This window comes from Pantoea sp. (genome assembly GCF_028283705.1).
Lineage (GTDB): Bacteria > Pseudomonadota > Gammaproteobacteria > Enterobacterales > Enterobacteriaceae > Pantoea.
The window spans coordinates 208,719-234,644 of the sequence record NZ_JAPWKD010000031.1 but is presented as its reverse complement, the minus strand read 5'-3'; the positions used below and the strand labels follow the sequence as shown (position 1 = coordinate 234,644).

Annotated in this window: 24 protein-coding genes; 14 read left to right on the top strand and 10 right to left on the bottom strand. The window is 49.6% G+C overall.

What is annotated here, in order from left to right; translation table 11 throughout:
- Nucleotides 1-185 (bottom strand): YjfB family protein (locus tag PW844_RS22955; protein WP_299456725.1); only part of this gene is annotated, 185 nt, incomplete at its 3' end.
- Nucleotides 186-379: 194 nt separating this feature from the next.
- On the opposite strand from PW844_RS22955, the gene PW844_RS22950 reads away from it, so the two are divergent.
- Together PW844_RS22950 and PW844_RS22945 are read left to right on the top strand one after the other, a co-directional pair.
- On the top strand, nucleotides 380-562 hold the full coding sequence (locus PW844_RS22950; protein ID WP_299456723.1) for an Lrp/AsnC ligand binding domain-containing protein: 183 nt from the start codon (nucleotides 380-382) through the stop codon (nucleotides 560-562).
- Nucleotides 563-680: 118 nt separating this feature from the next.
- Nucleotides 681-1,169 (top strand): DinB family protein, encoded by a 489-nt coding sequence (locus PW844_RS22945; RefSeq protein WP_299456721.1) that lies wholly within the window; start codon nucleotides 681-683, stop codon nucleotides 1,167-1,169.
- A 68-nt stretch (nucleotides 1,170-1,237) separates the two neighbouring features.
- Here PW844_RS22945 and PW844_RS22940 read toward each other — a convergent pair whose 3' ends face one another.
- Nucleotides 1,238-2,032 carry an MBL fold metallo-hydrolase gene (locus PW844_RS22940; protein WP_299456719.1) on the bottom strand — a complete coding sequence of 265 codons (795 nt, stop codon included), beginning with the start codon at nucleotides 2,030-2,032 and terminating at the stop codon, nucleotides 1,238-1,240.
- A 342-nt stretch (nucleotides 2,033-2,374) separates the two neighbouring features.
- Between PW844_RS22940 and PW844_RS22935 the strand changes: the two genes are divergently transcribed.
- Nucleotides 2,375-3,277 (top strand): Rpn family recombination-promoting nuclease/putative transposase, encoded by a 903-nt coding sequence (locus tag PW844_RS22935; RefSeq protein ID WP_299456755.1) that lies wholly within the window; start codon nucleotides 2,375-2,377, stop codon nucleotides 3,275-3,277.
- Nucleotides 3,278-3,328: 51 nt separating this feature from the next.
- Here PW844_RS22935 and fos read toward each other — a convergent pair whose 3' ends face one another.
- The gene (fos, locus tag PW844_RS22930) at nucleotides 3,329-3,727 is read right to left on the bottom strand and encodes a fosfomycin resistance glutathione transferase (RefSeq protein ID WP_299456717.1); all 399 of its coding nucleotides are present in this window, start codon (nucleotides 3,725-3,727) and stop codon (nucleotides 3,329-3,331) included.
- Nucleotides 3,728-3,898: 171 nt separating this feature from the next.
- Between fos and PW844_RS22925 the strand changes: the two genes are divergently transcribed.
- Complete coding sequence (locus PW844_RS22925) at nucleotides 3,899-4,990, top strand: endonuclease domain-containing protein (RefSeq protein WP_299456715.1); 1,092 nt, start codon at nucleotides 3,899-3,901, stop codon at nucleotides 4,988-4,990.
- Between the two features lie 81 nt (nucleotides 4,991-5,071).
- Here PW844_RS22925 and PW844_RS22920 read toward each other — a convergent pair whose 3' ends face one another.
- Both PW844_RS22920 and PW844_RS22915 read right to left on the bottom strand, forming a co-directional pair.
- Nucleotides 5,072-5,287, bottom strand: coding sequence for a YdgH/BhsA/McbA-like domain containing protein (locus PW844_RS22920; protein ID WP_084872098.1), 216 nt, complete (start codon nucleotides 5,285-5,287; stop codon nucleotides 5,072-5,074).
- A gap of 190 nt (nucleotides 5,288-5,477) precedes the next feature.
- Nucleotides 5,478-6,404, bottom strand: a complete 927-nt coding sequence (locus tag PW844_RS22915) for a LysR family transcriptional regulator (protein ID WP_299456713.1) — start codon at nucleotides 6,402-6,404, stop codon at nucleotides 5,478-5,480.
- Between the two features lie 182 nt (nucleotides 6,405-6,586).
- On the opposite strand from PW844_RS22915, the gene PW844_RS22910 reads away from it, so the two are divergent.
- The 6 genes from PW844_RS22910 to PW844_RS22885 all read left to right on the top strand — a co-directional run bounded on the left by PW844_RS22910 (nucleotide 6,587) and on the right by PW844_RS22885 (nucleotide 12,314).
- Complete coding sequence (locus PW844_RS22910; protein WP_299456712.1) at nucleotides 6,587-7,750, top strand: mandelate racemase/muconate lactonizing enzyme family protein; 1,164 nt, start codon at nucleotides 6,587-6,589, stop codon at nucleotides 7,748-7,750.
- 169 nt (nucleotides 7,751-7,919) lie between these two features.
- Nucleotides 7,920-9,248: an MFS transporter gene (locus tag PW844_RS22905; RefSeq protein WP_299456711.1), complete on the top strand. Its 1,329-nt coding sequence runs from the start codon at nucleotides 7,920-7,922 to the stop codon at nucleotides 9,246-9,248.
- Between the two features lie 172 nt (nucleotides 9,249-9,420).
- A complete protein-coding gene (locus PW844_RS22900) occupies nucleotides 9,421-9,732 on the top strand; it encodes a cupin (RefSeq protein ID WP_299456708.1) in 312 nt (103 codons plus the stop codon).
- A gap of 216 nt (nucleotides 9,733-9,948) precedes the next feature.
- Complete coding sequence (locus tag PW844_RS22895; RefSeq protein WP_299456706.1) at nucleotides 9,949-10,878, top strand: alpha/beta hydrolase; 930 nt, start codon at nucleotides 9,949-9,951, stop codon at nucleotides 10,876-10,878.
- A gap of 41 nt (nucleotides 10,879-10,919) precedes the next feature.
- The gene (locus tag PW844_RS22890) at nucleotides 10,920-11,774 is read left to right on the top strand and encodes an NAD(P)-dependent oxidoreductase (RefSeq protein ID WP_299456704.1); all 855 of its coding nucleotides are present in this window, start codon (nucleotides 10,920-10,922) and stop codon (nucleotides 11,772-11,774) included.
- A gap of 111 nt (nucleotides 11,775-11,885) precedes the next feature.
- Nucleotides 11,886-12,314 carry a MarR family transcriptional regulator gene (locus PW844_RS22885; protein ID WP_299456702.1) on the top strand — a complete coding sequence of 143 codons (429 nt, stop codon included), beginning with the start codon at nucleotides 11,886-11,888 and terminating at the stop codon, nucleotides 12,312-12,314.
- Here the strand turns inward: PW844_RS22885 and PW844_RS22880 are convergent.
- The 3 genes from PW844_RS22880 to PW844_RS22870 all read right to left on the bottom strand — a co-directional run bounded on the left by PW844_RS22880 (nucleotide 12,311) and on the right by PW844_RS22870 (nucleotide 17,230).
- The gene (locus PW844_RS22880; protein WP_299456700.1) at nucleotides 12,311-12,733 is read right to left on the bottom strand and encodes an ester cyclase; all 423 of its coding nucleotides are present in this window, start codon (nucleotides 12,731-12,733) and stop codon (nucleotides 12,311-12,313) included. The two genes, PW844_RS22885 and PW844_RS22880, sit on opposite strands and share 4 nt — an antisense overlap.
- Before the next feature lie 68 nt (nucleotides 12,734-12,801).
- Entirely contained in the window at nucleotides 12,802-14,067 is a 1,266-nt protein-coding gene (locus PW844_RS22875; protein WP_299456698.1) for an MFS transporter, read from the bottom strand.
- A 55-nt stretch (nucleotides 14,068-14,122) separates the two neighbouring features.
- The gene (locus tag PW844_RS22870; protein ID WP_299456697.1) at nucleotides 14,123-17,230 is read right to left on the bottom strand and encodes a beta-galactosidase; all 3,108 of its coding nucleotides are present in this window, start codon (nucleotides 17,228-17,230) and stop codon (nucleotides 14,123-14,125) included.
- A gap of 204 nt (nucleotides 17,231-17,434) precedes the next feature.
- Here PW844_RS22870 and PW844_RS22865 point away from each other — a divergent pair, with 204 nt between their 5' ends.
- Nucleotides 17,435-18,505, top strand: coding sequence for a LacI family DNA-binding transcriptional regulator (locus PW844_RS22865; protein ID WP_299456696.1), 1,071 nt, complete (start codon nucleotides 17,435-17,437; stop codon nucleotides 18,503-18,505).
- A 337-nt stretch (nucleotides 18,506-18,842) separates the two neighbouring features.
- Here PW844_RS22865 and PW844_RS22860 read toward each other — a convergent pair whose 3' ends face one another.
- On the bottom strand, nucleotides 18,843-19,712 hold the full coding sequence (locus tag PW844_RS22860; protein WP_299456695.1) for an ATP-grasp fold amidoligase family protein: 870 nt from the start codon (nucleotides 19,710-19,712) through the stop codon (nucleotides 18,843-18,845).
- Nucleotides 19,709-20,953, bottom strand: coding sequence for an oligosaccharide flippase family protein (locus PW844_RS22855; protein ID WP_299456694.1), 1,245 nt, complete (start codon nucleotides 20,951-20,953; stop codon nucleotides 19,709-19,711). The genes PW844_RS22860 and PW844_RS22855 overlap by 4 nt, the downstream gene beginning before the upstream one ends.
- A gap of 1,462 nt (nucleotides 20,954-22,415) precedes the next feature.
- Between PW844_RS22855 and PW844_RS22850 the strand changes: the two genes are divergently transcribed.
- The 3 genes from PW844_RS22850 to PW844_RS22840 all read left to right on the top strand — a co-directional run bounded on the left by PW844_RS22850 (nucleotide 22,416) and on the right by PW844_RS22840 (nucleotide 25,684).
- Entirely contained in the window at nucleotides 22,416-22,691 is a 276-nt protein-coding gene (locus PW844_RS22850; protein ID WP_299456693.1) for a hypothetical protein, read from the top strand.
- Complete coding sequence (locus PW844_RS22845) at nucleotides 22,688-24,868, top strand: polysaccharide biosynthesis tyrosine autokinase (protein WP_299456692.1); 2,181 nt, start codon at nucleotides 22,688-22,690, stop codon at nucleotides 24,866-24,868. The genes PW844_RS22850 and PW844_RS22845 overlap by 4 nt, the downstream gene beginning before the upstream one ends.
- A gap of 72 nt (nucleotides 24,869-24,940) precedes the next feature.
- Complete coding sequence (locus PW844_RS22840; protein ID WP_299456690.1) at nucleotides 24,941-25,684, top strand: hypothetical protein; 744 nt, start codon at nucleotides 24,941-24,943, stop codon at nucleotides 25,682-25,684.
- Nucleotides 25,685-25,926: the final 242 nt, after the last annotated feature.

Here is a 25,926-nt window from a genome sequence, read left to right as displayed (position 1 = left end):
GCGGTGGTATTGATATTCCGTCCGATTGCCGGGTTTGCTGGCAGTTGTGGAATGGATGCGAGAATACTGGCTGCAGAGGACTGTTGGTTATCTAACGCTTTCTTCAGTACGAGGGTGTTCACCTGGCTTTTAAGATCCAGATTATCAAGACCGGAAGCCAGTGAAGTAATTTGCGAAACATCCATGGTGTGCTCCTGTTCGATACAAAGAAAAAGGAAACTCATCTCGGCCTGAAACCAAGCTGTGCAAGGTTATCGGCATTTCGGCGAAAAATGTTAGGGATTAATGGAGCGAGTATTAGACATGGCTCATCATCAGGCGTACAGCAAAGCCGATAAGAATGACGCTGAAAAAGAGTTGCTGAATGCGTTGAAAGCGGATGTTTCTAGCAAGAAAACGGACATATTTTCTATTACATGTGGTAGTGCCTGATTTGAAAGCCTACGAGATTTTCCACACCACGGTGTTACTGCCGTTACCGGGTGTACGTGACATCCGAAGTACCTTTGCCATTCAGGTTATCAAAGAACCTTCGCCACTCCCTCTTGGGCATATAGTGTAAGTCAGATTTATCGTGCGGCACTCATACCACAAGGTATTTGTTAACGGAGTGTAATTCAACGTACCAATTCTGCATGCTATTGATATGATGACACAATGTAAAATTCCAGGGACAGACCATGAGCACGCCAACGATCGTTACATTGCTTAAATATAAGCGCTGGATTGACCTCGAAACTTTAAAGGCAATTAAAGAAGTAGACACCTCTGCGAAAGCAGAAAAACGACACCTGACGCTCCGGCTGATGAACCATATTTATGTCGTAGACATGATTTTCAGGGCCAACCTGACAGGGCAGCAACATTGGTACACTGCGCTGAATACGCCGGATACTCCTTCTGCTGATGAGCTGCTCGATAAAATGGCCGCATGCACGGATTGGTATATCGAGGCGGTTAACGCCATGACTGCCGAGGATCTCGCCACTACGATAAAATTCCAGTTCGTAGACGGCGGGGAGGGTGAAATGAAGGCTGAGGATATGCTTAATCATGTTTTGTTCCACGGGACATATCATCGCGGTGCGGTGGGCTGGTTACTATCAGAGTGTGGAGTAACGCCTCCCAAAGACGTTTTGACGGTTTTCCTCAGAGACCATAACCACTAGATCCGCGAGCCTGATTTCCCGCGTAGTGATAAGCACTGGGTAGCTTTTAAGCTACCCAGATGTCCGCATTACATCCTCATACAGGCGATATATTTTTCACCTGAACGGCGTACGATATCCCCCGCATTTTCCGTGATATTCCTTCCTTCAAACGCACCATATAGTTTCGCAAACTTCACGGTACTCAGGCGCTGCGTAATATCCCGGACCGTCGCTGCCGGTAACGGTAGCATGTTGGGATAGCTCCACAGAAAGGAGACGGCATTCGCGCCAGGTGTGACCTGAACAGTGTCCCCGCCAAGCAGTATCCCTTCATCCTGTTCCCAGTGCAGCACGCAGCTGCCTGCGAAGTGCCCACCAAGATGCATAACAGTAACGCCAGCAGTCAGTTTAATCGCCTCGCCTTCCCAAAGCCTGATATAGGGACTGTCGCGCATGATCCACTGACGATCGCTGGCGTGCAGGTAAACCGGGGCATCAAATTCAGCTGCCCATTCCTGCATGGTGGTATAGAAATGCGGATGTGATATGGCGATGGCTTTGAGCCCACCCAGTGCGGAAATTAACGTTTTCGTGGCGTTGTCGAGAGTGGCGATGCAATCCCACAGAATATTCCCTTCCGCTGTTCTTAGCAGGAATGCGCGTTGACCAATCGCGAAATCAGGCACGGTGGTGATGCTAAAGAGACTGGCTTCATGTTGTTGCCACTTATTTGTATGTGAGGCAAGTAGGGTGGGTAAATCTACCCATTGCTGTCCGGTTGCAGGCACAAACTGCCGTGCATCTTCGCAGATTTTACACTGTCTCGGGGGAGTGCCGGTGAACGCATAGGATGTGCCGCAGGCTTTGCATAAGGTGATCATTACGTCGTCCTCTCTGTCTCATCAGTATCCAGTCAACATGGCATATCAACGCACCAGGGTGTGCCGGTTAGTGCTGGTTTTTTGTCCGATGTTCGTTATCTACCTGACCAGAAAACCGACTTTATAAGGCAAACGAAACGCTGAGGTGGGCAATAGATGAGGGTATTGATATCGGATCTCGGGGCCGAAGTACCGAGATTGCGCACAGACTGCTGTATGGATAGCCAGTAATCTATCAAAATTCTGCGATTCAATGTCATTTATTGAAACTCCCATCAGATCAGATGTATAGCAGAGTTTTGTTAATAGCAGGTGAGCAGCATCCCAATCAAGGAGAAGGACATGTCGTACAGGAAAGCCAGGAGAGGGAAAAAAGCCACCCCAACCCCGCATGACCTTGTATTTAAGCAGTTTCTGACGCATCCCGAGACCGCCCGGGATTTTATGCAACTTCACCTTCCGGCCGGGCTGCAGGCGGTTTGCGACTTCAAAACCCTTAAACTGGAGTCAGGAAGTTTTGTTGAGGAAAACCTGCGTCCCTGCTTTAGTGACGTCGTTTACAGCCTGAAGACCACAACCGGTAATGATGGTTATGTGCATGTGCTTATCGAGCATCAGTCTTCCCCGGACAAACATATGGCCTTCAGGCTTCTTCTCTATGCTGTGGCAGCCATGCAACGCCACCTGGACGCCGGGCATAAAAAGCTTCCGCTGGTGATACCGGTATTGTTTTACACCGGTAAGCGCAGCCCTTATCCGTATTCAACCCGCTGGCTGGATGAATTTAGTGACCCGGTGCTTGCACAGAACCTCTACAACAAGGGTTTCCCGCTGGTTGATGTCACCGTCATTCCTGATGCTGAAATCATGGGACACCGCAGTATGGCGGCCCTGACTTTGATACAGAAACACATTCACCGGCGCGATCTGGCCGAGCTGCTGGATAATCTGGCTACGCTTTTGCAGACGGAACCCATGACAGGACAGCAGTTTGTTTCGGTGATAAACTACATTGCGCAGGCAGGCGAAACTTCAAACGCAGAAGCCTTTGTACGTAAATTGGCACGGCGAGTGCCTAAACATGAGGACGAACTGATGACTATCGCGGAACAGCTCGAACAGAAGGGCATCGAGAAAGGTAAACTTGAAGTTGCCCGTAATTTATTGCTGAACGGTATGGACCGCAGCACCGTCATGAGAATGACCGGTCTGACCGAAGAACAGCTGTCACAGCTTGACCACTGATCTTCCCCTGTTAGCCATTATGTTTTTGTTGTTACGCCTAGCCCCGTCAGACTAGAAAAATTCCATTCCCTCATACGGATGAGCCGTGCAGGCGCTGAGTCGGCTATCCAAATCCCCGTCATGAACTTCCAGCTTGTGTCCATCCGGATCTAAAAAATAGATCGATTTCCCTTCGCTTTTATTTGTTTTCCACTCCCTGACACCCGATGATTTCAGATGCTGCGCAAACTCATCGAAATCTCCACTCCGGATACTGAATGCGTAGTGAGTGTAATCCTCTCTGAGCGCGACGGTATCAGCAGAAAGGCACAGCCACAGATCCCCCAGAGAAAGATAGGCCCCTCTGGCCCATTTCGCCTTCGGCGTAAACCCGAGGGTGTTGACGTAAAAATTAAAGCTTCTTGCAACATCACTCACGGCGATAGTTATGTGATTCAGTCCGGTAAGCACATGTAACCTCGTAAGCAGGGTGGAGGATGTTATTGAGCCATAAAACTCTCCATGTTCAAACGGTTGTCTGTGATAATGCCAGCGGGAATATTATTGAAGTGTCAAAATGCCCATTGCAGAGGCATAAAAATCAGCAACGATAAATGTATTTACGACAACAGGGGTGTAGTTGTGCAGGATAATAAAAATAAGACCATCTGGCGTCGCATCGGGATTATTGCGGTGCTGTTGCCCGTCTGCTTCTTCTTTCCATTTATACTGCTGGTCATTGCCTGGCTGATATGGACTATCTATCAAGATCTGCAGGCTCCCTCGATCATTAGCGTTCCCCCTGCGCCGACCTGGCGTGATGTGAAAGCGGGCGATGAGGACTGGCTCAGTAAATTCTGCGCAGGCTGTGAGTCACCCGCTGAAGAGCAGTTCCTTCGTGCGATGGTCACCGCGTTCAATCTCACACCGGATAACGGAAAATTAATCTCCCCCGCACTAACGCTGGAAATGCAGGTAAGCGTAGGGAACTACCGCTTTGATTTTGTGGCGAATGGTCGTCAGGTGATTGAGATTGATGGTGCTGCATGGCACTCGTCCCCGGAACAGAAGGAGCGTGACCGCATCCGGGATGCATTTTCCGTTGGCGAGGGCTACAGGGTGTTGCGCATTCCGGCAAAAGTGGTTTTCAACACTCCCGACCAGGCCATCAGCCAGGTCAAGGCTGTCATGGTGGAGACGCCACACTATACCCGACCAGCCAGACCGCAGTCAGCAGCACCCCGCAAAAGCCTCTCCCAACACCTCAGTGCAATTGCTGACGGGGTGAACGCGCTGGACCGTTTCGTTGACGTTGCCAGTACGAAGCAGAAGGCACTGGCTGGCTTTAAGTCTGCCATCAGCACTGAGCAGATGTTACTCGAAGCATTGGTATCGGAAACGGAGCGTGACATCCGTCGTGATGCCATGCCGCCGTTAGCCCGTAAGAATTACGAAAATCTTATGGCGAAACTTGAAGCGCAAAACGATGGTCCGGTAAAAGCGTCGCGTGCAGAGATTTACCGGTGGAAAGCAATCACCAAACCCTCCCCCAACGAGGATCTGGAAATACAGGGGCAGATCGAAAGGGTGTATCAGGATGAAATGGCCCAGCGGAACCTGCGGATGATGCAGCTCAAACAACGCTGCGCCAATGACCCGGAGTTTGCGCGGCGTTTTCGCCTGAAAGTTGAAGAGACACATTTCCCTGAAGCAGACGTTATTTTTGGCGTGTGAACAGCGTTAAAACGGCTTCAGATGCGAAAAAGGCCGCCCCGTGGGGCGACCTCTTCCGGCACTTCCTTTTGCGACCATCTGTTATTTGTACAGTTCTGCGGTCATATGCACACGGTTATTGGTGTTGGCTTCGGTAATTTTATACTGATCGCCATGCTGTGCGGCCTGAGCGGCAACCTGAGCTTCGGCACCGTCCAGAGTATCGGCGGTAACAGAGATGCTCTGCGCGAAGCTTGCTGCTGACATCAGAGAAAGAGCGGCTGCGGCGGCGATGGTCATTGCTTTGATAGTTTTCATGGTCTTATTCCTTAGTTTGTATGGTTGAAAGCATGATTGCTTTCGATGGAAATAATGATAACCATAGCAACCATTATCATATTAACAATAAATTCTGGTATTGTGATCGTGCTAACTATAACGCTGATAGGGCATGCCTATAGGGGCGGTGTGCATTAAAGGAACATGCCCCGGCACACCCTCGCTCAGGCTAGACCTGACCATCTACAAAAATTTCCCACAGCTCCTCAACAGCCCTGGACATTCTCGCTGCTGGCCGAAAAAGCCTGATATCTATTGGCACCCACAGTGCGCTTTCTTTGCCCGCAGCAGCGGCAATCGTCCCGGCTTCGACATCCGGACCAGCGAGTGTTTCCGGCAGCCATGCGATACCGTCCCCGGCTCTGACCATTGCCAGCAATGTGGCCGCCAGATCGGCGGTGAAGGCGATATCCATCCCGCGCCTGGCTCGGTTTACCTGTGAGATATTCGCAAGGATTCTGCCCAGGCCAGATTCCGCAGAATAGGAGAGGAAAGGGAATTTTTTCCCGCCGGAGGCATGCCAGAGCGGCTGTCGGGTTGCCGGATCGCATTTTGCGTAAGGCAATAATGTTTCACGTCCGAGCCGGACGCTGAGGTATTTCGCGTCATCGAGGTTAATGTGCATGTGAGGGTGGTGGTAGCAAAGCAGAAACTGAGCGTCACCTTTTGCAATCATCCGTTCACAGGCACTCAGCGTGTCAGATAACAGGCGGAAGGATCCAAAACGAGCAATTTTTTCGTTGTTACGCATCAGCGCCGGGAAAAAAGAAAACGACAGGGAATGCGTAGCGGAAAAAATAACGTCTGGTCGGGTTTCTCCTGCCGCTTCGATGGCTTCGCTTCTCAGGGTGTAGAGCGCGCGGATAAGTTCCGGGATCTGCGTGACGAAAACTTCTCCCGCACGCGTCAGGCTGACGCCGCGACGGTTCCGCTCAAAAAGCGGCGTCCCCAGCCACTCTTCAAGCGAAACAATCCTGCGGCTGAATGCAGGCTGCGTCACATATCGTGAAGCTGCTGCCCGGGAGAAATTCAGTGACTGCGCCAGTGCAACGCAGTCCTCAAGCCATGTTAACTCCAGATGATGCCGATTTTGCATTACAGCCTGCCTCTTTGGCATTAGAACAGAATTCCCTGACTGCTTAGGATTGCATCAGACAGGACTCCGACGTCCTCGAATACTACGTTGGTGCATTATGCCGATAATTATCTGGCATGACATAACCCCTTTCACAGGCACTTAAGTTTGATGGCCATTAACTGAGAACCGCAGGAGAGAACATGCGTATCCTGGATGTTGTAGAAATTACCCAACCCATTGCTTCCCCTATCCGTAATGCGTACATCGATTTCAGCAAAATGACGACGAGCCTGGTTGCCGTTGTGACTGATGTTGAGGTGGGTGGACGCCGTGTAGTGGGGTATGGATTTAACTCCAATGGCCGTTACGGTCAGGGCGGTTTAATCCGTGAACGCTTCCGCAATCGTATTCTGGAAGCCGAACCGGGCAACCTGCTGAATACCAAAGGCGACAACCTGGATCCGCATAAAATCTGGGACGTGATGATGAGCAATGAAAAGCCCGGCGGCCACGGGGAACGCTCAGTGGCAGTCGGTACGCTGGACATGGCTATATGGGATGCCACCGCGAAAATCGCGGACAAGCCGCTGTTCCACTTGCTGGCGGAAATGAAGGGCGTAAAGGCTAATCCGCGCGTTTTTGTCTATGCGGCGGGTGGTTACTATTATCCGGGCAAAGACCTGAGCGCACTCCGTCAGGAAATGCGTGGTTATCTGAACCGTGGTTATAACGTGGTGAAAATGAAAATCGGTGGTGCGTCGCTGGAAGAGGACCGCCGTCGTATTGAGGCTGTTCTGGACGAAATTGGTAGCGAAGCGCGCCTCGCGGTAGACGCCAATGGCCGTTTCGATCTGGAAACCGGTATTGCTTACGCCAAAATGCTGCGTGAATATCCGCTGTTCTGGTACGAAGAGGTTGGCGATCCGCTGGATTTCTCCCTGCAGGCGGCGTTGTCAGAATTCTATCCGGGTCCGATGGCGACCGGTGAAAACCTTTTCTCTCACCAGGATGCACGCAATTTGCTGCGTTATGGTGGCCTGCGTCCGGATCGTGACTATCTGCAATTTGACTGCGCGCTCTCGTACGGTCTGGTGGAGTACCTACGTACTCTGGATGTGCTGGAACAGTTCGGCTGGTCACCGTCACGCTGCATTCCTCACGGTGGTCACCAGATGTCCCTCAACATCGCAGCGGGTCTCGGCCTGGGAGGTAACGAAAGCTATCCGGATCTGTTCCAGCCCTATGGTGGTTTCCCGGATTCGGTGAAGGTCGAAGATGGCCACATCATTATGCCAGAGCTGCCGGGTATCGGTTTTGAAGGCAAATCTGACCTTATTAAAGAAATGCGTTCGCTGGCGGAATAAGTCCTGCCGGTTATATCGCCTTGCTTCGCCTCTTTGTGTTGTCGGGGGGCGTTGTGGAAATAATTATGTTGTCCTGGTTTCTAAATAATAAATAAAAAATATATGACTGATATTTAAAAGGATCTGAATTCAGCTTCCCCCTACATCTGCTCCAAACGAGGAAATTATCATGAGAGGAAATACTCTTAAAGGTAATGCACTTATCGGAACAAAACGCTGGACAATAATATTACCTGCCGTCTTTATTATGTATACCATCTCTTTTTTCGACCGGGTCAATATCGGCATGGCGCTGCCCCATATTACCGCCGAAATGGGGCTTGACCCGGTTGCAGCTGGCTGGCTCGGCGGTGCATTTGCCTGGGGCTATGTCGCTACGCAGTTCACCGCAGGCTGGCTGGCACTGCGCTTTGGTTCCAGAAGAATCATTGGCGTCAGCCTGTTTCTGTTTGGTGCCTGCGCCATGCTGACCGGCCTGACGCGTAGCTTCAGCGAACTGGTCGCCATCCGCTTCTTTCTCGGGCTGGCGGAAGGTCCGATTCAGGCCGCAACGGCGATGTTTCTGGCTCAGTGGTTTATGAAGCCGGAGCGCGGACGTGCTTTCGGCATCTGGAATCTCAGCCTCGGTGCGGGCGCGTTTCTTGCCGGTCCGATCTCTGGCTGGATCCTTGCGCACCATAACTGGCGCATGATGATGATCATTGAAGGCGCGCCAGCGTGGCTGTTCTGCATCATCTGGTTTTATCTGGTGCCCAAAAGCATTCAGGCGGCAAGCTGGCTCAGCGCTGAAGACCGGGACCATATACAGAAAGATCTGGCAGCGGAGCAGTCGGGCTATGTCAAAGAGAAATCTGACCCATGGTGGACCATCCTGAAAATACCCGCGCTCTGGCTGATGCTAATCGGTTATTCGCTGCACAGCATGCTGGCGTATGGCTTTACGCTCTGGCTGCCGACGGCCCTCAAAGGTTACGGCACGCTCAGTGAATTTATGGTTGGCCTGATAAGCGGCATTCCCTTCCTGATGACCATGATCGGTATCTGGTATATCACCCGGCGTTCCGATAAGTACAACCAGGAACGGCGGCTGCATGCGGCCATCCCTACCGTTTTTTGCGGAATGGCTCTGTCGGCCGCAGCCTTTGTTCCGCTTGCTTACTACTGGGTGCAGATTGCCCTGTTCATGTTTGTCGGCCTGACCATGAAGATGCTGGTGCCGCTGGTCTATGTCCGGCTGACGGAAATCCTGCCGACGAAAAAAGCGGTGCCGGCGGTGGCATTCGTGGGGGCGTGCAGCAATTTCATCGGGCAGTTTGGCGGTCCGCTGGTGGCCGGATATCTGAAGCATCTGGGTGGCGGTACCGATATGACGCTGGCATGGAGCGTGCTCGGCCTGTTCTCTATCGTGGGCGGGGTGTTGTTTGCGCTTGCGGTGGGCCAGAAGGAGAGTGTCTGGGACATCAGGCAGGCGTTCCGGCCTCTTCCCGCCAGGGAATGACCCATCACAGCCTGCTCCCCGACACGGGGGCAGGCTGGACGTTGACGCAGAGGCGTGATGCGGACGTAACGGTGACAGATCCGGACAAGAGAGGTTGACGGTGTTGAATCAGTCGATCCCGTCTGGTACTTCTGCATGAACGGAGCTAATCCATTTTTATGTCGGGGAAAAAATGAAGTTTTATTGCAGCAAAGAATTTACTGGCTCTCAGGCCTGGGAATCGTTACCTGTTGCCAGTTTTGATAACACCAGCGTAAAGCTTCACTGGACCGATCAACCGTACAAGTGGCACATCAACGATGGACAGGAAGTTTTTGCTGTTATGGATGGTTGCGTCGAGATGCTCTACAAAGAAAATGGCGAGGTTAAAAGTAAGACGCTGCATACCGGTGATATTTTCTATGCCAGTGAGGGGACGGAGCATGTAGCCCATCCACAAGGAGCCGCCCGCGTCCTGGTGATCGAAAAAGAAGGTTCTGTTTAACCCCACTTCTGTTCACTAACCCGGGACGTGCTAAGCGCATTTTCGGGTTAAGACCACAAATCCCCCCGGCCTCAATCCTTCTCATTAACATACTAAACGATACATATGTGTTGACGGGGTTGCTTTGGCGTTATTAATATACCAATCGATACATATGTTATCAGGTCTGTTCGCACCCCTATTTCTGTCCAATTTACCTTTTAAGGATGTTTGTCGATGCAGTCTTCTCCTTTGTTAAACGCACCTGTCTCAAGCGAAGCCGCTGCAACTGAAGAGTTTCCGGTACCCGTTGGTTTTACCAGCGGGTACCGGACGATCAATGGCGTTAAATTGCACTACGTTAAGGGTGGGTCCGGCCCGCTGGTCTATCTGGTGCATGGTTTTGGTCAGAGCTGGTATGAGTGGAACCAACTGATGCCTGAGCTGGCAAAACGGTTTACGGTCGTGGCCCCCGATCTGCCGGGACTGGGACAGTCCGGCGTCCCGCATTCATATCGCGCCACCGACATCGCGCCCCTGCTATACAAACTGGCTGAGCAGTTCAGTGCGGGGCAAAAGTTCGATCTGGTGGCCCACGATATCGGAATCTGGAACACATATCCGATGCTGATCCAGCATCAGGACCGTATCCGTCGGGTTGTTTACATGGAAGCCCCGATCCCTGATGAGAGTATCTATTCGTTCCCTGCTTTCACTCCGCAGGGAGAATCGCTGGTCTGGCATTTCAGCTTCTTCGCTGCCAGTCAGCAACTTGCCGAGACTCTGATCAGTGGAAATGAGCGCGAGTTCTTTGAGCATTTCATCAAAGAGCATGCGAGCAACAAAGATGCCTTTACGCCAGAGCTGTTTGATCTGTATGCGAAGTCTTATGCCAAACCGCATTCGCTGAATGCCGCGTTCGAATACTACCGCGTCCTTAATCAGGGGGTGGCTGATAATAAAGAACTGTCAAAGAGCAAGATAAGCATCCCCGCGCTCGCCATCGGTGGCGGCGGGCAGGGTGGAATGGGGCAGTATCAAATTGACATGATGCGGCGCTTTGCAACCGATGTAACCGGAATGGTATTGCCGGACGGCGGTCACTGGTTACCGGAAGAATGTCCGGTTGCGCTCAACCAGGCGGTGACAGAGTTTCTAAGCTATTAACTTCACGACTTTTCATCTCATTCAGATAGAAGGATTATGACATGGAGATAGGAATTATTGGTCTGGGGGCGATGGCGCGCGCAATGGCCATCAACCTGGTCGCGGCAGGCAATCAGGTCAAATGCTGGAACCGCTCCGGCGGAGATGTGCCGGGAGTACAGATGGTGGATTCTCCCGCCGAAGCTTTTCAGGCTGACGCTGTGCTGACGATGTTATCGGATGATGCGGCGATACGCAGCGTGCTCCTCGAAGGAAACATACTCGCACAGGCGAAACCGGGCGTTGTGCATGTCGTGAGTTCGACCATCTCGGTGGCATTTTCACAGGAGCTGGCCGAACACCATCGCCAGGCAGGGATCGCCTATGTAGCTGCTCCGGTTCTGGGCCGACCCGATGTGGCAGCAAAAGGCGAGCTGAATATCCTGGCGGCAGGCGATCCGGCGGCATTACAACGTGTGCAGCCGCTGCTGGACGCAATCGGCAAGCGCACCTGGCAGCTCGGAGATAACCCACCGGGTGCGCATGCCGCCAAAATCGCCTGTAACATGATGATTGCGATGGCAATTGAATCGATGGCCGAAGCTGTTGCATTGACGGATGCCAATAACGTTCCACGCAGTGACTTCTTTGAACTGATGCTGGGCACACTGTTTGGTAGCCGTTCGTATCAGGTCTATTCGGCGATTATCACTGAAGGAAAATACCAACCGGGCTTTAGAGCTGAGTTGGGACTCAAAGATCTGCGTCTGGCGTGCGAGGCGGCACAGAATTTGGCGGCACCGTTACCTGCTCTGGCGGCCGTGCATGGACAGATGCGCAAAGCCGTCGAGGCGGGAGGCGCAGACCGTGACTGGTCGATCATGGCTGATTACACACTACGAGAATCGCGTGGATGAAGTAGAAATGATGATAGCGTTGCCGGACAGCGGTGATTTGATTCTCAATGGCGTCATCGCTTTGAAAAACGTCCGGCCTTGCTTTACCGTATATCCCCTGGAATAAATCACATGCAGGAAAATCTGTTGGGCACACCACTTACTCTCGCTGAAGAACTGCGCCAGGTGGTCAGCACCTTTGTGCGGCAGGTTCGCGTTGCCACCGATACGGTGCGTAATTCCCAGCATGAAACCCTGGAACTTCTGGAAACCCACGGCCCGCTGTCAATTGCTGACCTGGCGCGTTTGCGCGGCGTTAAGCACCAGAGTATGCGTCTGGTCATTAATGAACTGGAACAACAGGGCAATGTGCTGCGGCAAAAAAATGTGCTGGATTCACGAGCGTTGCTCATGGTGCTCAGCGAAGCGGGTAGCCAGCAACTGATGGCTGCACGCGCAAGGCGTGCCAGCTGGATTGCTAACGAAATCACGTCAAAGCTGGATGAGCAGGCACAGCAAGACCTGAAAAAGGGCCTTGAGGCGCTACGTAAACTGCTTTAAGACGGGATTTGTGTTTGCTGGAGTTGAGCAATAACGTTGCTCAATGTGTTCATTCCCCAATGCTCAACGTACTGACCGTTTTCAAGGCGAACCATATCAATCACCTCTATGGTCACGGTCAATCCGGTGGGCGCGATGCCCATTAATGTGCCGCTGTGCATGCCAGTGATACGTTTTCGGGTGGTCACCCAATCACGTTCAGCCACCTGTTCTTCAATAGTGACAGTGAGTCCGGAAAATGCCGGACGGAGCAGTCGATCAAACGTCCGCCACAGACTTTCACGATCGTCGGGAACCCCCGGAGCGGCAGACCGATTGATAAAGTTTACGGCGACAAGCTGATCAAATGCCTCACGGTTCCCGGCCTCAATCACCTCATGGTTAAAGCGACATACTGCAAGTTTGTTGGTTTGTGTCATACGCCCCCCTGATATATACAGTCTAACTGTATATATCAGGGGCGGCTTCGGCAAGTCTTAAGTGCTGGTCAGGCGGCGCTGTTATACCCGGTAGCCGGGAGCAGTGTTTTACTCCCTTTCAGGGTAAAGAGGGACATCGCGGTAAAACACAGCGTGATACTGCCCAGAATCAGGTATGCCTGGTGGAAACCAACGGTGTCATACATCCGTCCTACCCACGCCGACAGCACCACCCCCGAAAGCTGTTTCGATAAATTAAAACCAATCAGGAATAACGTAGCCGAGAGTTTCGGGTTAAATGCCGAAGAGATGTATTTAAAGGTCCCAACCAACAGGAACGGCACTTCAAACATATGCAGCATTTTTAAAATCACCACTTCCACCGCCGACGTGGCAAACGACGATCCTAAAATACGCACGGACATAATTATCCCGGCGGTTAACAGGGCGTTTTTCGCACCGATTCGGTTAACGATAGCGGGTGCACAAAACATAATCAGTGCATTGAGTAATTCCCCGCCCGTGGTGACAAAACCAAAAACTTCGGTCCCGCGTTGTGGGCTGGAGAAAAAGCCTTTAAAGAAGTTGGCAAACTGCTGGTCAAAAACGTCATAGACACTGGCGACGCCCACGACGTAAATAATAAAGCCCCAGAAGCGTGGCATCCGCAGCAGCTCAGCGGCGGTACGCATCGAAAAGGCCTGGCGGTTAGCGCCCAGCGCGTCGATAACCTGCTCGCTGTGACTGCTTTCTGGTCGGGACAACCACAACAATGCGCCAAGGACCAGTGCAAAACCGGAGGCAATCCAGAAGGTTATGTTGGGGTCGATACCGAACAATATCCCGGTGATTGAAGCGCACAATGCCCAGCCAATACAGCCAGAAACGCGAACTCTACCGTATTCGAAACGGTTGGCGCGGCTGACGCGCTCAATATAAGCTTCTACCGCCCCGGATCCGCTGGAGAAGACAATTCCCAGATAGATCCCGCCCGCCAGCGAGCCGATAATAATATTCATCTGGAGCAAAGGGGACAGGACAAAAATAAAGAAGGGGGCAAACAGGATCAGTAAGACCGTAATGGTCCACAGCAGGTGTTTGCGTAATCCCAGCTTATCGGAAATCAGACCAAACACCGGCTGGAATATAATCGCGAATAGCGAAATAGAGGAGAAAACAATCCCCGTTTCTGTTTTGGTTAAGTGATTAACTTCCGCCAGCCAGACCGGGAAAAAGGGATAATAGGCCGACATAATGAAGTAGTAGAAGAAAAAGAACAGCATAAAGTAGATAAAATTATGCCGTTCTCTTGGTGTGAGTTCAGAGAGTTTCATTGTGACTTTTCCATATTATTATGCCTGTAGGGTAGGGGGTTCGCACCCCCGATTATTATTGGAAATGAATCGTTAACTGATATTGCCATTGTGTTTCGAGCAGCAACCATTGCGGCAGTACGCTGGGTGTCCAGGAATCATCACCACCAACGCCCATATGCTGGCCATCAAGCGTTATCCAGACACCGTTTTCCGGCTGCATCCAGTGCCAGTGGTCAGTCTCCATTAATTGCGCGGTGCTGTAGGGGTGTACGGAGAAGTGGAAATCCCCTGCCACGTGCCAGCGCCCCCAGTCCAGTACTTTGCTGTCGCAACGCAGTCCGTTTTCGCTGGGGAAAATGTATGGCGTGCTCATCTCCTCCAGCGGCAACGTCCAGCGAGAGAAACAGGCGCTGGTACGACGATCCGGGTAGTTCTCATGCGGGCCAAAACCCAGCCACGAGACCGGCGTACCCTGGTCCGGGACCTGGAAATTCAGTCCAACGCGTGGCAGTGGCGGCAGGGTACCTGCACGTTCGCCATCAATCGCCAGATGCAGTTTGCCTTCGGCATCAAAGGTCATCCGCCAGTGGCTGACAATCACCACCTCGTCACCACTCAGGTAGTGCCAGCGGCTATCAATCACCACGTCATGGGCCAGCGTCTGTGCCTCACATTGCACACAGCGTGCGGTGAGGGTGTACAAACCGGCACTTTTCCAGCGTTCTATCCAGGCATTGGGATCGATGCGCTCGACCTCGCTCACGCCGATGTCATTATCCAGTGGTGCACGCACAAACTGGTCGCGCAGTGGGGTGAGCAGTTGCTCGGCACCGTCCACCTGCCAGTGGGTCAGCAGACCGCTTTCACGGTCGATCACCCACTGTTGTGATCCGGAGCGTACCGTCCACGCACGGCTGCTGCTCTCCAGCACGGGTGCCATTCCTGCCGATGCCGGAGCAGGTAAAACCAGCGGGGCGGCGAGGGCAAACTGCTGCCAGGCGGCACGATGACCGGCATCAGACCAGACAGTCGCCTGCGGCTGGATAACTTCCAGCGTCAGCCACACCGCTTCGGCACCTGCTGGCAGCGTAAGCGCCTCGCACAGCGTCAGTTCACACTGGCCTTCGGGACGAAGCTCAAGCGTCACGCTGCCGTGGGCAACGGTTTCACCAGCCGCCTGCACCTGCCAGTGCAGCACTTCGTTATCTGTCGCGCGGAACAGGTATTCGCTGGTAATGCTGATACGCAGCGGGTTTTGCGCCAGCAGAGCAAACTGGAAATATTGCTGCGCATGTTTGGCTTCAATCAATGAAGGGTGCGGGCGGCGGTCAGGGAACACCAGACCGTTCATGCAGAACTGACGGTCGTTCGGTTTATCCCCAAAATCACCGCCGTAGGCCCATCCCGTGCTGCCATCGTCAAAGGTTTTGCTGATGGCCTGATCGGCCCAGTCCCAGATAAACCCGCCCTGCAGGCGCGGGTAGTCACGAAATGCCTGCCAGTAATCGGCAAAATTGCCCAGGCTGTTGCCCATTGCGTGGGCGTATTCACACAGGATCAGCGGGCGCTGCTCGCCAGGCATACTGATCCACTTTTTGATCCCCCATTTAGGCACCGCAGGAATCAGGAGATCGTTTTCTACGCGGGCATACATCGGGCAGAGAATATCGGTTGTCGTGCTGTTGGCCCCGCCGCCTTCATACTGCACCGGGCGTGACGGATCATTACGCTTGAGCCAATGGTACATCGCTTCATGGTTGCTACCACCGCCGGATTCATTACCCAGTGACCAGATAATAATCGACGGGTGGTTACGGTTGTTCTGCACCATCCGTGTGACGCGGGCGCTGTAGGCTGGCAGCCAGGAGGGATCGTCGGAAAGACGACTCATTGGCACCATGCCGTGCGTTTCGATATTGGCCTCATCAACCACGTACAGGCCATAGCGGTTACAGAGCTCATACCAGCGCGGCGCATTGGGGTAGTGTGAGCAGCGTGCGGCATTAAAGTTGTTCTGCTTCATCAGCAGAATGTCCTGCACCATGTCTTCTTCGGTAACAACCTGACCACGCTGGTGGTGATGCTCATGTCGGTTGACGCCGCGGATCAGCAGCGGTTTACCGTTCAGTTTCAACAGGCCATTGCTGATTTCGACCCGGCGAAAGCCGATATCCCAGGCTTCAGCTTCGATCAGTTCATCGCCGCGCCACAGGGAAACCACTGCCCGATAGCAGTTCGGTGTCTCCGCACTCCACAGCGCCGGGCGTTCTACCGGCAAACGCATTACGGCGCGTTCTGCATAGTTGCCGCGCTCATCAATGATCGGCGAACCGGGTTGTTGCTGATGGCTGGCGACCCGCTGCGTGTCATGCCACAGTTCAACCTTAACTGTCAGTTTTTCCAGCAGCTGCGCCGGAGCGGCAACAGTGACATTGACCTCCAGCCCGGCGTCACGATAAAGCGCATCGAGCTGCGGGGTGAGTTGAACATCACTCAGGTGCAACGTTGGCTTATTCAGCAGCCAGACAGAACGGAAAATCCCGCTCATACGCCACATATCCTGATCCTCAAGCCAGGTGCCCGCGCTCCAGCGCATCACCATCACGCAGATACGGTTATCTCCTGCCCGCAGCTGGTTGCTGAGATCGAAGGCCGCAGGCAGGCGGCTGTCCTGCGAGTAGCCCACCCATTCCCCGTTACACCACAGATGAAAAGCGGAGTTCACACCATCGAAGATGATTTGCGTCTGTCCTTCGCTCAGCCAGCTTTCGTCCAGGGTGAGCGTCAATGAATAGCAGCCGGTCGGGTTGTCTTCGGGGACGCGCGGTGGGGGAGTGTCGATGGGGTAACGGACATTGGTATAAACAGGGGCGTCATAGCCCTCCATCTGCCAGTTAGAGGGGACCGGCGTACTGCTGCTGTCTGCCAGATCGCTTTCCAGCCAACGGGCATCCACCTCAAACGGGCTACGGGCATAAGAAAACTGCCACTGCCCATCCAGCAGGCGGCGGTATGCTGAGGGCTGATTATCCTTTGCGCAGTCAACGTCGCGCCAGCTGGCGAAAGTCGGATGGGCTGGTAAACGGTTAAGATGCGTAATGGTTTGGTTTTGCCAGTCTTCACGGACAAGCACTTCATGAAACAAAGGGGCCCGGGAGGTACTGGAATCGTGTTGATGCATATGCATTCCTGATGGATAAATGGAAATGTCATTCGCTAGACAAGTTGGGGTGAGTTATCAGATATTTTGTTTAAATCCACAATATTGGCGGAGGCGAAACTCACTATCGATCACGAAACACGACGGAATTGGCGGATTTTTGTCGTCAGTTAGACATAAAATGTTAGCGGACGACATTACTGTCGAGGAAAAAAGGAGAAGACGATGCAGCGCCATACGGCAACATTAGAAGATGTGGCTCGCGCAGCGGGAGTGTCTGAGCAAACCGTTTCAAGAGTATTGAATAAACCTGATGTGGTATCTGAACGTACCCGCGATAAAGTCATCCGTGCGATGCAGGCGTTGCACTATGTGCCAAATCGCTCGGCACAATTACTGGCGGGAAAGTCCGCACCGTCGATTGGCTTGATTACCGCGTCCTTGACCTTGCATGCGCCATCGCAAATCGCCGCCGCAGTGAAAAGCCACGCGGGTATACATCAACTGGAAGTGGCGATTGCTATGCCAGTAATGGCAGATTACGCCTCACTTCAGGCGCGGCTGAATGAGTTCCGCGCGCAGAATATTCGCGGTGTAATTATAAATTTGCCGCTGGAAGGCAGCATTGCCGAAAAGCTGGTGAGCGAAAACCCGGATATTTGCTGTCTGTTTTTGGATATCTCGCCGGAGACCGATGTTTGCTGCGTGCGGTTTGATCATCTTGATGGCTGCGGGGCCTGCGTAACCCACCTGTGGGAATTAGGGCATCGGGAGTTTGGGCTACTTGCCGGGCCGGAAAGTTCGGTTTCGGCACGCATGCGCCTGAGCAGTTGGCGTGAAACGCTGCATCGGCTGGGGGTGAGCAACGCCGTGACGGTCTTTGGTGACTGGAGTGCGGCCAGCGGCTGGCACAAGGCCTTCGAATTGTTGCATCAGTATCCGCGGATCAGCGCGATTGTCGTGGCGAACGACCAGATGGCCCTCGGCGTGTTAAGCGCACTGGCGCAACTGAATCGCACGGGGAGCAGGGCGGTTTCCGTCACCGGCTATGACGATACGGCGGACAGCCTCTATTTTCAGCCGCCGCTCACGACCGTTGCGCAGAATTTTAATAAGCTGGGTAAGCGGGCCGTTGAATTGTTAATCCAGAAGATGGCGGCTCCGCAGATAAGGATCCGCGAATTGTTGCCGACGCGTTTGGTTATCCGTCAGTCAACCTGGTCCAGGGGTGGAGATACCGCAGATGAGAAAGAAGCTGTCATTGCGCAATTGAAATCGCTGGTGGAAAAACTGTGAAAATGTCGCGTTCAGGTCATGTGGTTGAGAGGGAGCGGTGCGGGTCAGGTGTATATTGCAGCTGATTTTGAACACGTAGCTCCCTAACTGACTCCATATGAAACCGTGACCAGGAGATGCCATACAGATGTAGTCGTTCTCACCAGGCTGTCAGTCCTGACTCAAACGTATTTCATGCAGGTATTTTGTGACGGGAACTGAGGAAAGGAGAATGTGGATCCCTTTTAATTCCTAACCAAGGCGGCATACCGCTGAATTGCCGACTTGTGGTTATTGCCAGACTAAGTGGTAACGTAGTTATCTGTTCCAATAGTCAGTATCTATATCGTTTTGCACACTATAATTTTAGCTGGCTGCCCAAAACATTATCTGCTTCCTGTAAAGCAACATCCAGTCCCGCTGAAGGGGTAAATGTCAGTTCGCCGAAAATAACCATGCCATTTAGCAGGTAGAAGTCAACCCTGACAAACTTAAAATCAGATGCTAATTTAATGGCGTAATCTTTCATTATATCAAAACCATCAGGCATCTTTGGATGCTGATTTTCATTGATTAATTTAATCGTGTCCTCGAAAGGAAGAGGGTTCCAGTTCATGTCAAAATAATAGAACTTAGGTGTTCCTTTGTCTCGTCCTACGCAAACCATTACCGCGTAGGGTTTACCATTGAAACAGTAAAATTTATAATCGTCAGGAAAGCCACCGCGTTCATTTTCAATGAACTTTTCACATAGGATTTTTCTTTCTATCTTTCTATATTGTGGCTCAACAAAATTTGCCGAGTAGTCCTGTTTTAACCATTCAGTGAGTTTTTTGTTTGTTTTCTCAACGTCCATGGATGATTTATCATTGCATATTATGTTATATCCTGCTCCATGGTTGCATTTAAGTGCAAATTTTTCAGGTAACGCATCGTAATCTATATCTTGTGGCTTATCATACACGCCGTAGAGGACATTAAGGATTTCACCACACCCTTTAGAGGAAACATACTCCCTGACCTTATATTTATCAGCACATCTCGTGTAAATATCATTGTTAAGTTCATTGAACTTAAGCCATTGAATTTTCTCATTAAAGCTGGTGGGGTTTGATAAGTTTAATTTTCGCTTGAACCTGATAAAGTAGTGAGCTTTAGCATAAAACTCAGGGAAGGTGTTAGCGCTCATTTGCAGAGCCGATCTAACTGTTTGCTTGATCATTCTCATTTTAATACCCTTGGATTGAAAATATTAAGGTGCATTTTGATGATTGTTTTATTTCCGAAGAAATAATTAAGTAAAGTGCAAGACAAAACCTCTACAATCAAAAAGCAATAGGCAGCGCCATTAATCCCAAATGTACTAATCATCATCCAGGACAATGGTATTGTTAATATGCAACATAAAAACATTTTCTTAGCCAGGTAACTATACCCGGACTCTTTTATTATATACCTGTAACAAATTGTCCCTAACGCAGAGAACATTGTGGCAATAATTATGATGGGGATGATATTAATTGAAGCTATATAATTATCTCCATATAGTAAATGTACAAAAAAATCACCAAAAAGATAAAATCCGCATAAAGCGATAAGAGAAATCAGGATGACAATTCGATTGATTTTAATCAGTAGCTTATCGATGGTTGCCTGGTCTTTTTCATTATATATCTTTGAGAAGAAACTCGTGATTAATGCCAAAACAATGAATGACCAGGCGCCTCCTATTGTTAATGCGACGCTATAAATCCCCAGGTTTGAGTAAGAAAGTATCCTGGTTAAAAAAATACCCGATATCTGAGTGTATATGTCTACTGACAGGCTCGATAAAATTAACGTCCCCCCGGTGTATAGCATGTACCTGTTATACACTCCAGCACCTTTGCTGTTGTCTTCGATTTTTGTCGTGTATTTAAAATATATCAGGCGCATGACATAAGGGATGAGGGGGATTATGATAATGGGTATTGTGAAATAGTAAACCGGCATTTCGAAGTGCGAGATGCTGAATCTGATTAATAACGCAAAAGACAGCCCAATCACATTGGTTATTGTGTTGATCTTTGACTTTAATTGAGTGTTGTTGTAAATGGAAAAGAAATCCATCACGATGTAGTATGTGGCAATGCAATTGGCCACGCCAAATAAAAACACAATTGAATCAGTGAATAAGTAGAGATAAATTAAAATTGAACCTGATGACAGGAGAAAGAGGACCCGCCGTTGGTTCTGAGTGTGTATCGCCATTGCGATTCCGGATTTTGTTCTCTCACTCATGCGTTTAAATAGAATATTCTGACCACCAAACCATGATAATGTTTGCACGAATATAAACAGCGAGGTTGAAATATTTATTTTCCCAAAGTTTTCAGGCCCAATGTACTTCGCCATAAGTGAATTGATATATATCAGTCCGATAATGTTGACCGATTTTTCTAACATGATCCATATTGCGTTAGAGTACATTTCATGTCTCTCATATGTATAGTTATTTTTGTTGTTTACTTATGAACAAAATGTATATTTATCTGATAGGCTGCTATTTATTCAGATGGATATATATTTTCACTCATTGTTTTACGCATTTTATTTGGTGGGTAGTGTGGTTGTTTATATAAAAATAGTGAAGTCCATTTTCAATAAATCAGATTAATAGCAATGACACCCTTATAATAAGTCCGCATGTTAGTCGTGTTTTATGGTCAGATGCCGCGATGAATGGGATGATGCTCTTCGGGAGTATACTTTTCACTGGATCTGTCGTCAGCATTCTGATCCTGATATTGTTTACCCCCTGTTTAAATAAGGGGTGATCTGCACGCCCATCGGTTTACTCACAGCACATAACAATGTTGCTGCGAGCCTCTATGTTAATTGATGATTTTATTTTTACGCAGGGAAGTGACGACTGGTCTGAATTAAAATCTCACTTAATAATAAATCATTAATGTGATGCGGGTGTTATGAATACACATTAATAATCACGCGTAACCCAAATGGTCAGAATCTGGCAATGGCTTTGCTGTAAGCGCTGGTACTAAGATAAATCGCAGAAGCCGACCATTAAACATTAAAGGAAAATAAAGTAACTGCAATAATGGTTATCAATGTGCCATGGGAGGGGCCTCGTGAGGGTTGTGAAAAGCCAGGGTGTAATACCGACGATTGTTACTTTAGATTGGGGGTAATAAGGCAATGAAATCCCACATGGCAGGAATCTGAAGACCTTACGTTACCGAACAGTTCTGACCTGAGTGTCATTATAATGCCTGTGACGTAACTCTCTGTAATTATGATGATTTTTTGAGTGTTTAAGCCTGCTTTTTTTTATTCTTCGTATCCATCCATATCATGGCCTATCACCTCTTTCTCACAATCGCTATAAGATAATCACTAAATCAAATATCCTTGCAGTGGTGCCTAAAAGAGCCGTTATGTGTAGTGATCTGAGTCTGAAAAAAATATTCAGGCTTGTTTATGACGTTATGTCCAGATTCTGAAAAACATTGAAAATCACTAAAAATCCTTCTTTAAAAACCGGAGGTTAGAGATTTTAATATTCTGCGTGGCGCTATTATATCAATCGGGAAACTACGCTATGGAAAGTAAATCAAGGCGTCAGAAAGGAATAGTCAGATACCGGAATAAGGTTGTCATTGAGTATGCATTGTCAGCATTTCTCGTATTTTCGGAAAGAGGCTATATTCTTTTGAACTTAATAGGCAGATAGTGCCAACCAGGACGAAGACATTTTCTTGCAGGCTACCTGATACCGCGATGTCTGTTTTATTTTCCCTGCCTGCGCCCTGGTTCCTGAACATGTTTTATCCATGAGTAGTCAAGATCTGATTAAGTAAATGGATGCAGATTCGACACCGATGAATATCGGATCTCCTCTCTCCATTGGTACCAAAAATTAATAGAGTCATTGCAACCGAAAACGGTGATTTCCAGCCAATCGCTGGAAGATGAAATTAGAAAAATTCGATATCGTTTCGGCATTGGTGATGTGCTGATGGTTGCGCGTTCGCCTCAGGTAAGAGGGAAAATCATGCTATTCAGGCACGGGTTAGGCCAGCAAGTCATTATCAATACCTGGCACCAAAACACGGAAGCTTGCGAACCGTTTTTCAACTTATCGATCAGGCCTGTAAGCGTGGGGCAACAAGGCTCACTGGCTGATTACACAGGAATCATGGCATGATAACGGCTATCAAACATAAAATCATCACCGCCGAATCAGATGAAATCGATTTGGGGCGCGCGTACGGTGAGCTGCTTGATCATCGTAAATTGATTATTGGCGCGGCAATCGTTTCCACGATGCTTGCGGTAACCTATGCGTTATTCGCCACGCCGGTTTATCAGGCAAATGCGATGGTTCGGATTGAGAAAAATCAGGGTAATGCCATCCTCGAAAGTATTAACCAGATACTGCCGGATACGCAGTCCGTTGCTAAACCCGAAATGGCTTTGCTGCAATCGCGCATGATCCTCGGAAAAACCGTAGAGGATTTGAACTTACAGGCCGTTATTAGTCAGAACTATTTTCCGCTATTTGGTCGTGGCTGGGCAAGAATGACCGGAGAAGTGCCGGGCAAACTCAGTATCAGCCGGTTATATATGCCGCGGACCAGCAAAGATGTCCCGCATATGACCTTGACGGTTTTGGACAACAACCGCTTTCATGTTGAGGGGGATAACATTCAGTTTGATGGTGAAGTGGGTAAGCTCGTGACCCGCGATGGTATCGCTCTGAATGTTGACAGCATGAATGCTCAACCGGGTACCCAGTTCACCATTCAATATGTCTCACGCCGGGCCGCGATTGCTACTCTGCAGGATGCCTTCAGCGTGGAGGATCAGGGTAAAGATACCGGGATCCTGCTGCTGAGGTTGAGCAGTGATGATAAAGACAGGGCAGGTTCGCTCCTCAACAATATCACCCAGAACTATTTAGATCAGAACGTTATCCGGCAAGCGGCCCAGGATTCACAAAGTCTCGATTTTATCAGTCAGCAACTGCCGCAGGTGCGTAGTGATCTCGATACCGCAGAAGACAAACTTAATCATTACCGTAGTCAGAAAGACTCAGTGGATTTATCACTTGAGGCAAAATCCCTGCTTGATCAGACGGTGAATGTTGATAGCCAGCTGAATGAGCTTGCTTTCCTTGAAGCTGATATTTCCAAGCTGTATACCAAAGGTCATCCAACCTATAAGACGTTACTTGAAAAGCGTCAGACCTTATTGCAGGAACGCGATAACCTGAATAATCGTGTCGCCGAAATGCCCGCGACCCAACAGGAAGTTGAGCGACTGAGCCGCGATGTGGATTCTGGCCGCGCGGTTTACATGCAGCTGATCAATCGTCAACAAGAGCTGGATGTATCGAAGAACAGTGTCATCGGCAGTGTGCGTATTATTGACACTGCCGTCACACAACCTAAACCTGTCCAGCCACAAAAACTGATGGTTGTTGTCACCGGTCTGGTTTTTGGTTTGATGTTTGCACTACTTGTAATCGTGCTGAAAATTTTGCTGCGCCGCAGAATTGCCTCTCCTGAACAGCTGGAAGAGCAGGGTATTAGCGTTTATGCCAGTATCCCGCTGTCCGAATGGCTCAGTAAACTGAATAACCGCGGGAAAGCAAAACGCTTCAAAGGGAAGAACTCCGTTTCAGAGAGCAAATTTCTGGCGATCGAGAATCCTGCTGATATTGCCATTGAAGCCATGCGCAGTCTGCGTACCAGCCTTTACTTTGCCATGATGCAAGCCAGAAACAATGTTCTGATGATCTCTGGTCCCACACAAAATGCGGGTAAGACATTTATTGCCAGTAATTTAGCGGCAGTGATGGCTCAGTCAGGCAAGAGGGTGTTATTTGTTGATGCAGATATGCGCAAAGGTTATGCCCACAAACTGTTTAACCATACGGGCACGCAGGGATTGTCGGACATTATCACTGGCGCAGTGAACCCAGCGGAGTTAGATAAGAAGATCCCCTGCGCAGCATTCGATTTTATTGCCCGCGGGAGTGTTCCGCCGAATCCTGCGGAATTGCTCTCTCATAAAAGATTTGAAGGATTTTTAGCCTGGGCATCCAACAATTATGATCTGGTCCTTGTTGATACTGCACCGATTCTGGCCGTCACTGATGCAGCCATTATTGGACGCCATGCCGGTACGTCGATGCTGGTGGCACGGTTTGAGGTTAACACGCTCAGGGAAGTCGAAGTCAGCATTAAACGTTTTGCAAGTGCAGGGGTGGAAATTAAAGGATGCGTTCTTAATGGCGTGGTCAATAAAATGAGTAGTTATTATGTCTACGGATATAGCCCATATAACTACACCTATGCAGAAGAAAAAAATGGACGATAGCTGTGAGTAAATGCAATTGCCGTCCTAAGAGAGTGCTTTTAAACGCTAAACTCAATGGTTAAGGGTTTTCCTATGCGTAAAACTATCTTCGTAGTGATTTTAAGTGGTAAAAATTACAAAGACTCACGCGTACTGAATTGCATGATGAACAGGACCTATGCTGATACGGATCTTCTGATTATCAACCGGGGACCTAATCCACTACAATTTGATAAAGATTTTATTCATACGCTGGGCTTTTTTGTGAATAGTATCGATATTAAAGAGTCGATTGGTGACCTGCCGCTCGGTGAAGTCTGCAACGACGTCATCAGGGGTAGTGAAAGGTACGAGCGATTTATTTTCTTTGATGATGACAGCATTCTGAACAAAGAATATATAAAAAGACTGGATCGTTATCATGAAAATGGTGTGGATTTACAGATACCGAGTATCCGGGGCCGACTGGATGGGAAAGTATACTATCCCATCATTAACGATTCGGTATGCAAAACCAGTGATGGCCTGAAGATCAATACTGAAGTAAACGTAAAATCATTAGGTTTAGGTCTGGTGATCTATCGCTCTTTGGTGGAGAAATTTTCTGCAATAAGTACGAGCGTATTCGACAGCCATTTTACACTGAATGGTTGTGATACCGGATTTTTTAGTCGGCTCGAATTGCTGAAAATGGAAAAGATTGATGTAGCAATACAGGTGGTTAATACACTTAATTATTCACTGGCGCAATCCCACGATTTAACCAGTAAATGGCGCTTGCTGGACAAGATACGGGACGGATTCTTATCCGTAAAAGTCAGTCGCTTTCGCTATTGAAATGAATTCATTGTTAATGATGCCTTTACGGAAGAACGGGTTGTGCATTTTTAAGATTTTTTCAGCAAATACGTAAAATAAAATATTCAGTGATGTAATTGATTGGATTTACTTTATATGACTACTTTACAGCAGCGCATACACTTTAACGCCGCCTTGTTAATCTCTCTGGCATTGATTCATTTTATGGCGCACTCGCCACTGGCAGCGATTACTGCGAAAAATCTCAATCTGGAGATTGC

Excerpts from the sequence above, each read along its gene's own strand:
- PW844_RS22950 (WP_299456723.1), top strand. The coding sequence starts at position 380 with ATGTTTCTAGCAAGAAAACGGACATATTTTCTATTACATGTGGTAGTG.
- PW844_RS22945 (WP_299456721.1), top strand. The coding sequence starts at position 681 with ATGAGCACGCCAACGATCGTTACATTGCTTAAATATAAGCGCTGGATT.
- PW844_RS22940 (WP_299456719.1), bottom strand. The coding sequence starts at position 2,032 with ATGATCACCTTATGCAAAGCCTGCGGCACATCCTATGCGTTCACCGGC.
- PW844_RS22935 (WP_299456755.1), top strand. The coding sequence starts at position 2,375 with ATGTCGTACAGGAAAGCCAGGAGAGGGAAAAAAGCCACCCCAACCCCG.
- PW844_RS22920 (WP_084872098.1), bottom strand. The coding sequence starts at position 5,287 with ATGAAAACTATCAAAGCAATGACCATCGCCGCCGCAGCCGCTCTTTCT.
- PW844_RS22915 (WP_299456713.1), bottom strand. The coding sequence starts at position 6,404 with ATGCAAAATCGGCATCATCTGGAGTTAACATGGCTTGAGGACTGCGTT.
- PW844_RS22910 (WP_299456712.1), top strand. The coding sequence starts at position 6,587 with ATGCGTATCCTGGATGTTGTAGAAATTACCCAACCCATTGCTTCCCCT.
- PW844_RS22905 (WP_299456711.1), top strand. The coding sequence starts at position 7,920 with ATGAGAGGAAATACTCTTAAAGGTAATGCACTTATCGGAACAAAACGC.
- PW844_RS22900 (WP_299456708.1), top strand. The coding sequence starts at position 9,421 with ATGAAGTTTTATTGCAGCAAAGAATTTACTGGCTCTCAGGCCTGGGAA.
- PW844_RS22895 (WP_299456706.1), top strand. The coding sequence starts at position 9,949 with ATGCAGTCTTCTCCTTTGTTAAACGCACCTGTCTCAAGCGAAGCCGCT.
- PW844_RS22890 (WP_299456704.1), top strand. The coding sequence starts at position 10,920 with ATGGAGATAGGAATTATTGGTCTGGGGGCGATGGCGCGCGCAATGGCC.
- PW844_RS22885 (WP_299456702.1), top strand. The coding sequence starts at position 11,886 with ATGCAGGAAAATCTGTTGGGCACACCACTTACTCTCGCTGAAGAACTG.
- PW844_RS22880 (WP_299456700.1), bottom strand. The coding sequence starts at position 12,733 with ATGACACAAACCAACAAACTTGCAGTATGTCGCTTTAACCATGAGGTG.
- PW844_RS22875 (WP_299456698.1), bottom strand. The coding sequence starts at position 14,067 with ATGAAACTCTCTGAACTCACACCAAGAGAACGGCATAATTTTATCTAC.
- PW844_RS22870 (WP_299456697.1), bottom strand. The coding sequence starts at position 17,230 with ATGCATCAACACGATTCCAGTACCTCCCGGGCCCCTTTGTTTCATGAA.
- PW844_RS22865 (WP_299456696.1), top strand. The coding sequence starts at position 17,435 with ATGCAGCGCCATACGGCAACATTAGAAGATGTGGCTCGCGCAGCGGGA.
- PW844_RS22860 (WP_299456695.1), bottom strand. The coding sequence starts at position 19,712 with ATGAGAATGATCAAGCAAACAGTTAGATCGGCTCTGCAAATGAGCGCT.
- PW844_RS22855 (WP_299456694.1), bottom strand. The coding sequence starts at position 20,953 with ATGTACTCTAACGCAATATGGATCATGTTAGAAAAATCGGTCAACATT.
- PW844_RS22845 (WP_299456692.1), top strand. The coding sequence starts at position 22,688 with ATGATAACGGCTATCAAACATAAAATCATCACCGCCGAATCAGATGAA.
- PW844_RS22840 (WP_299456690.1), top strand. The coding sequence starts at position 24,941 with ATGCGTAAAACTATCTTCGTAGTGATTTTAAGTGGTAAAAATTACAAA.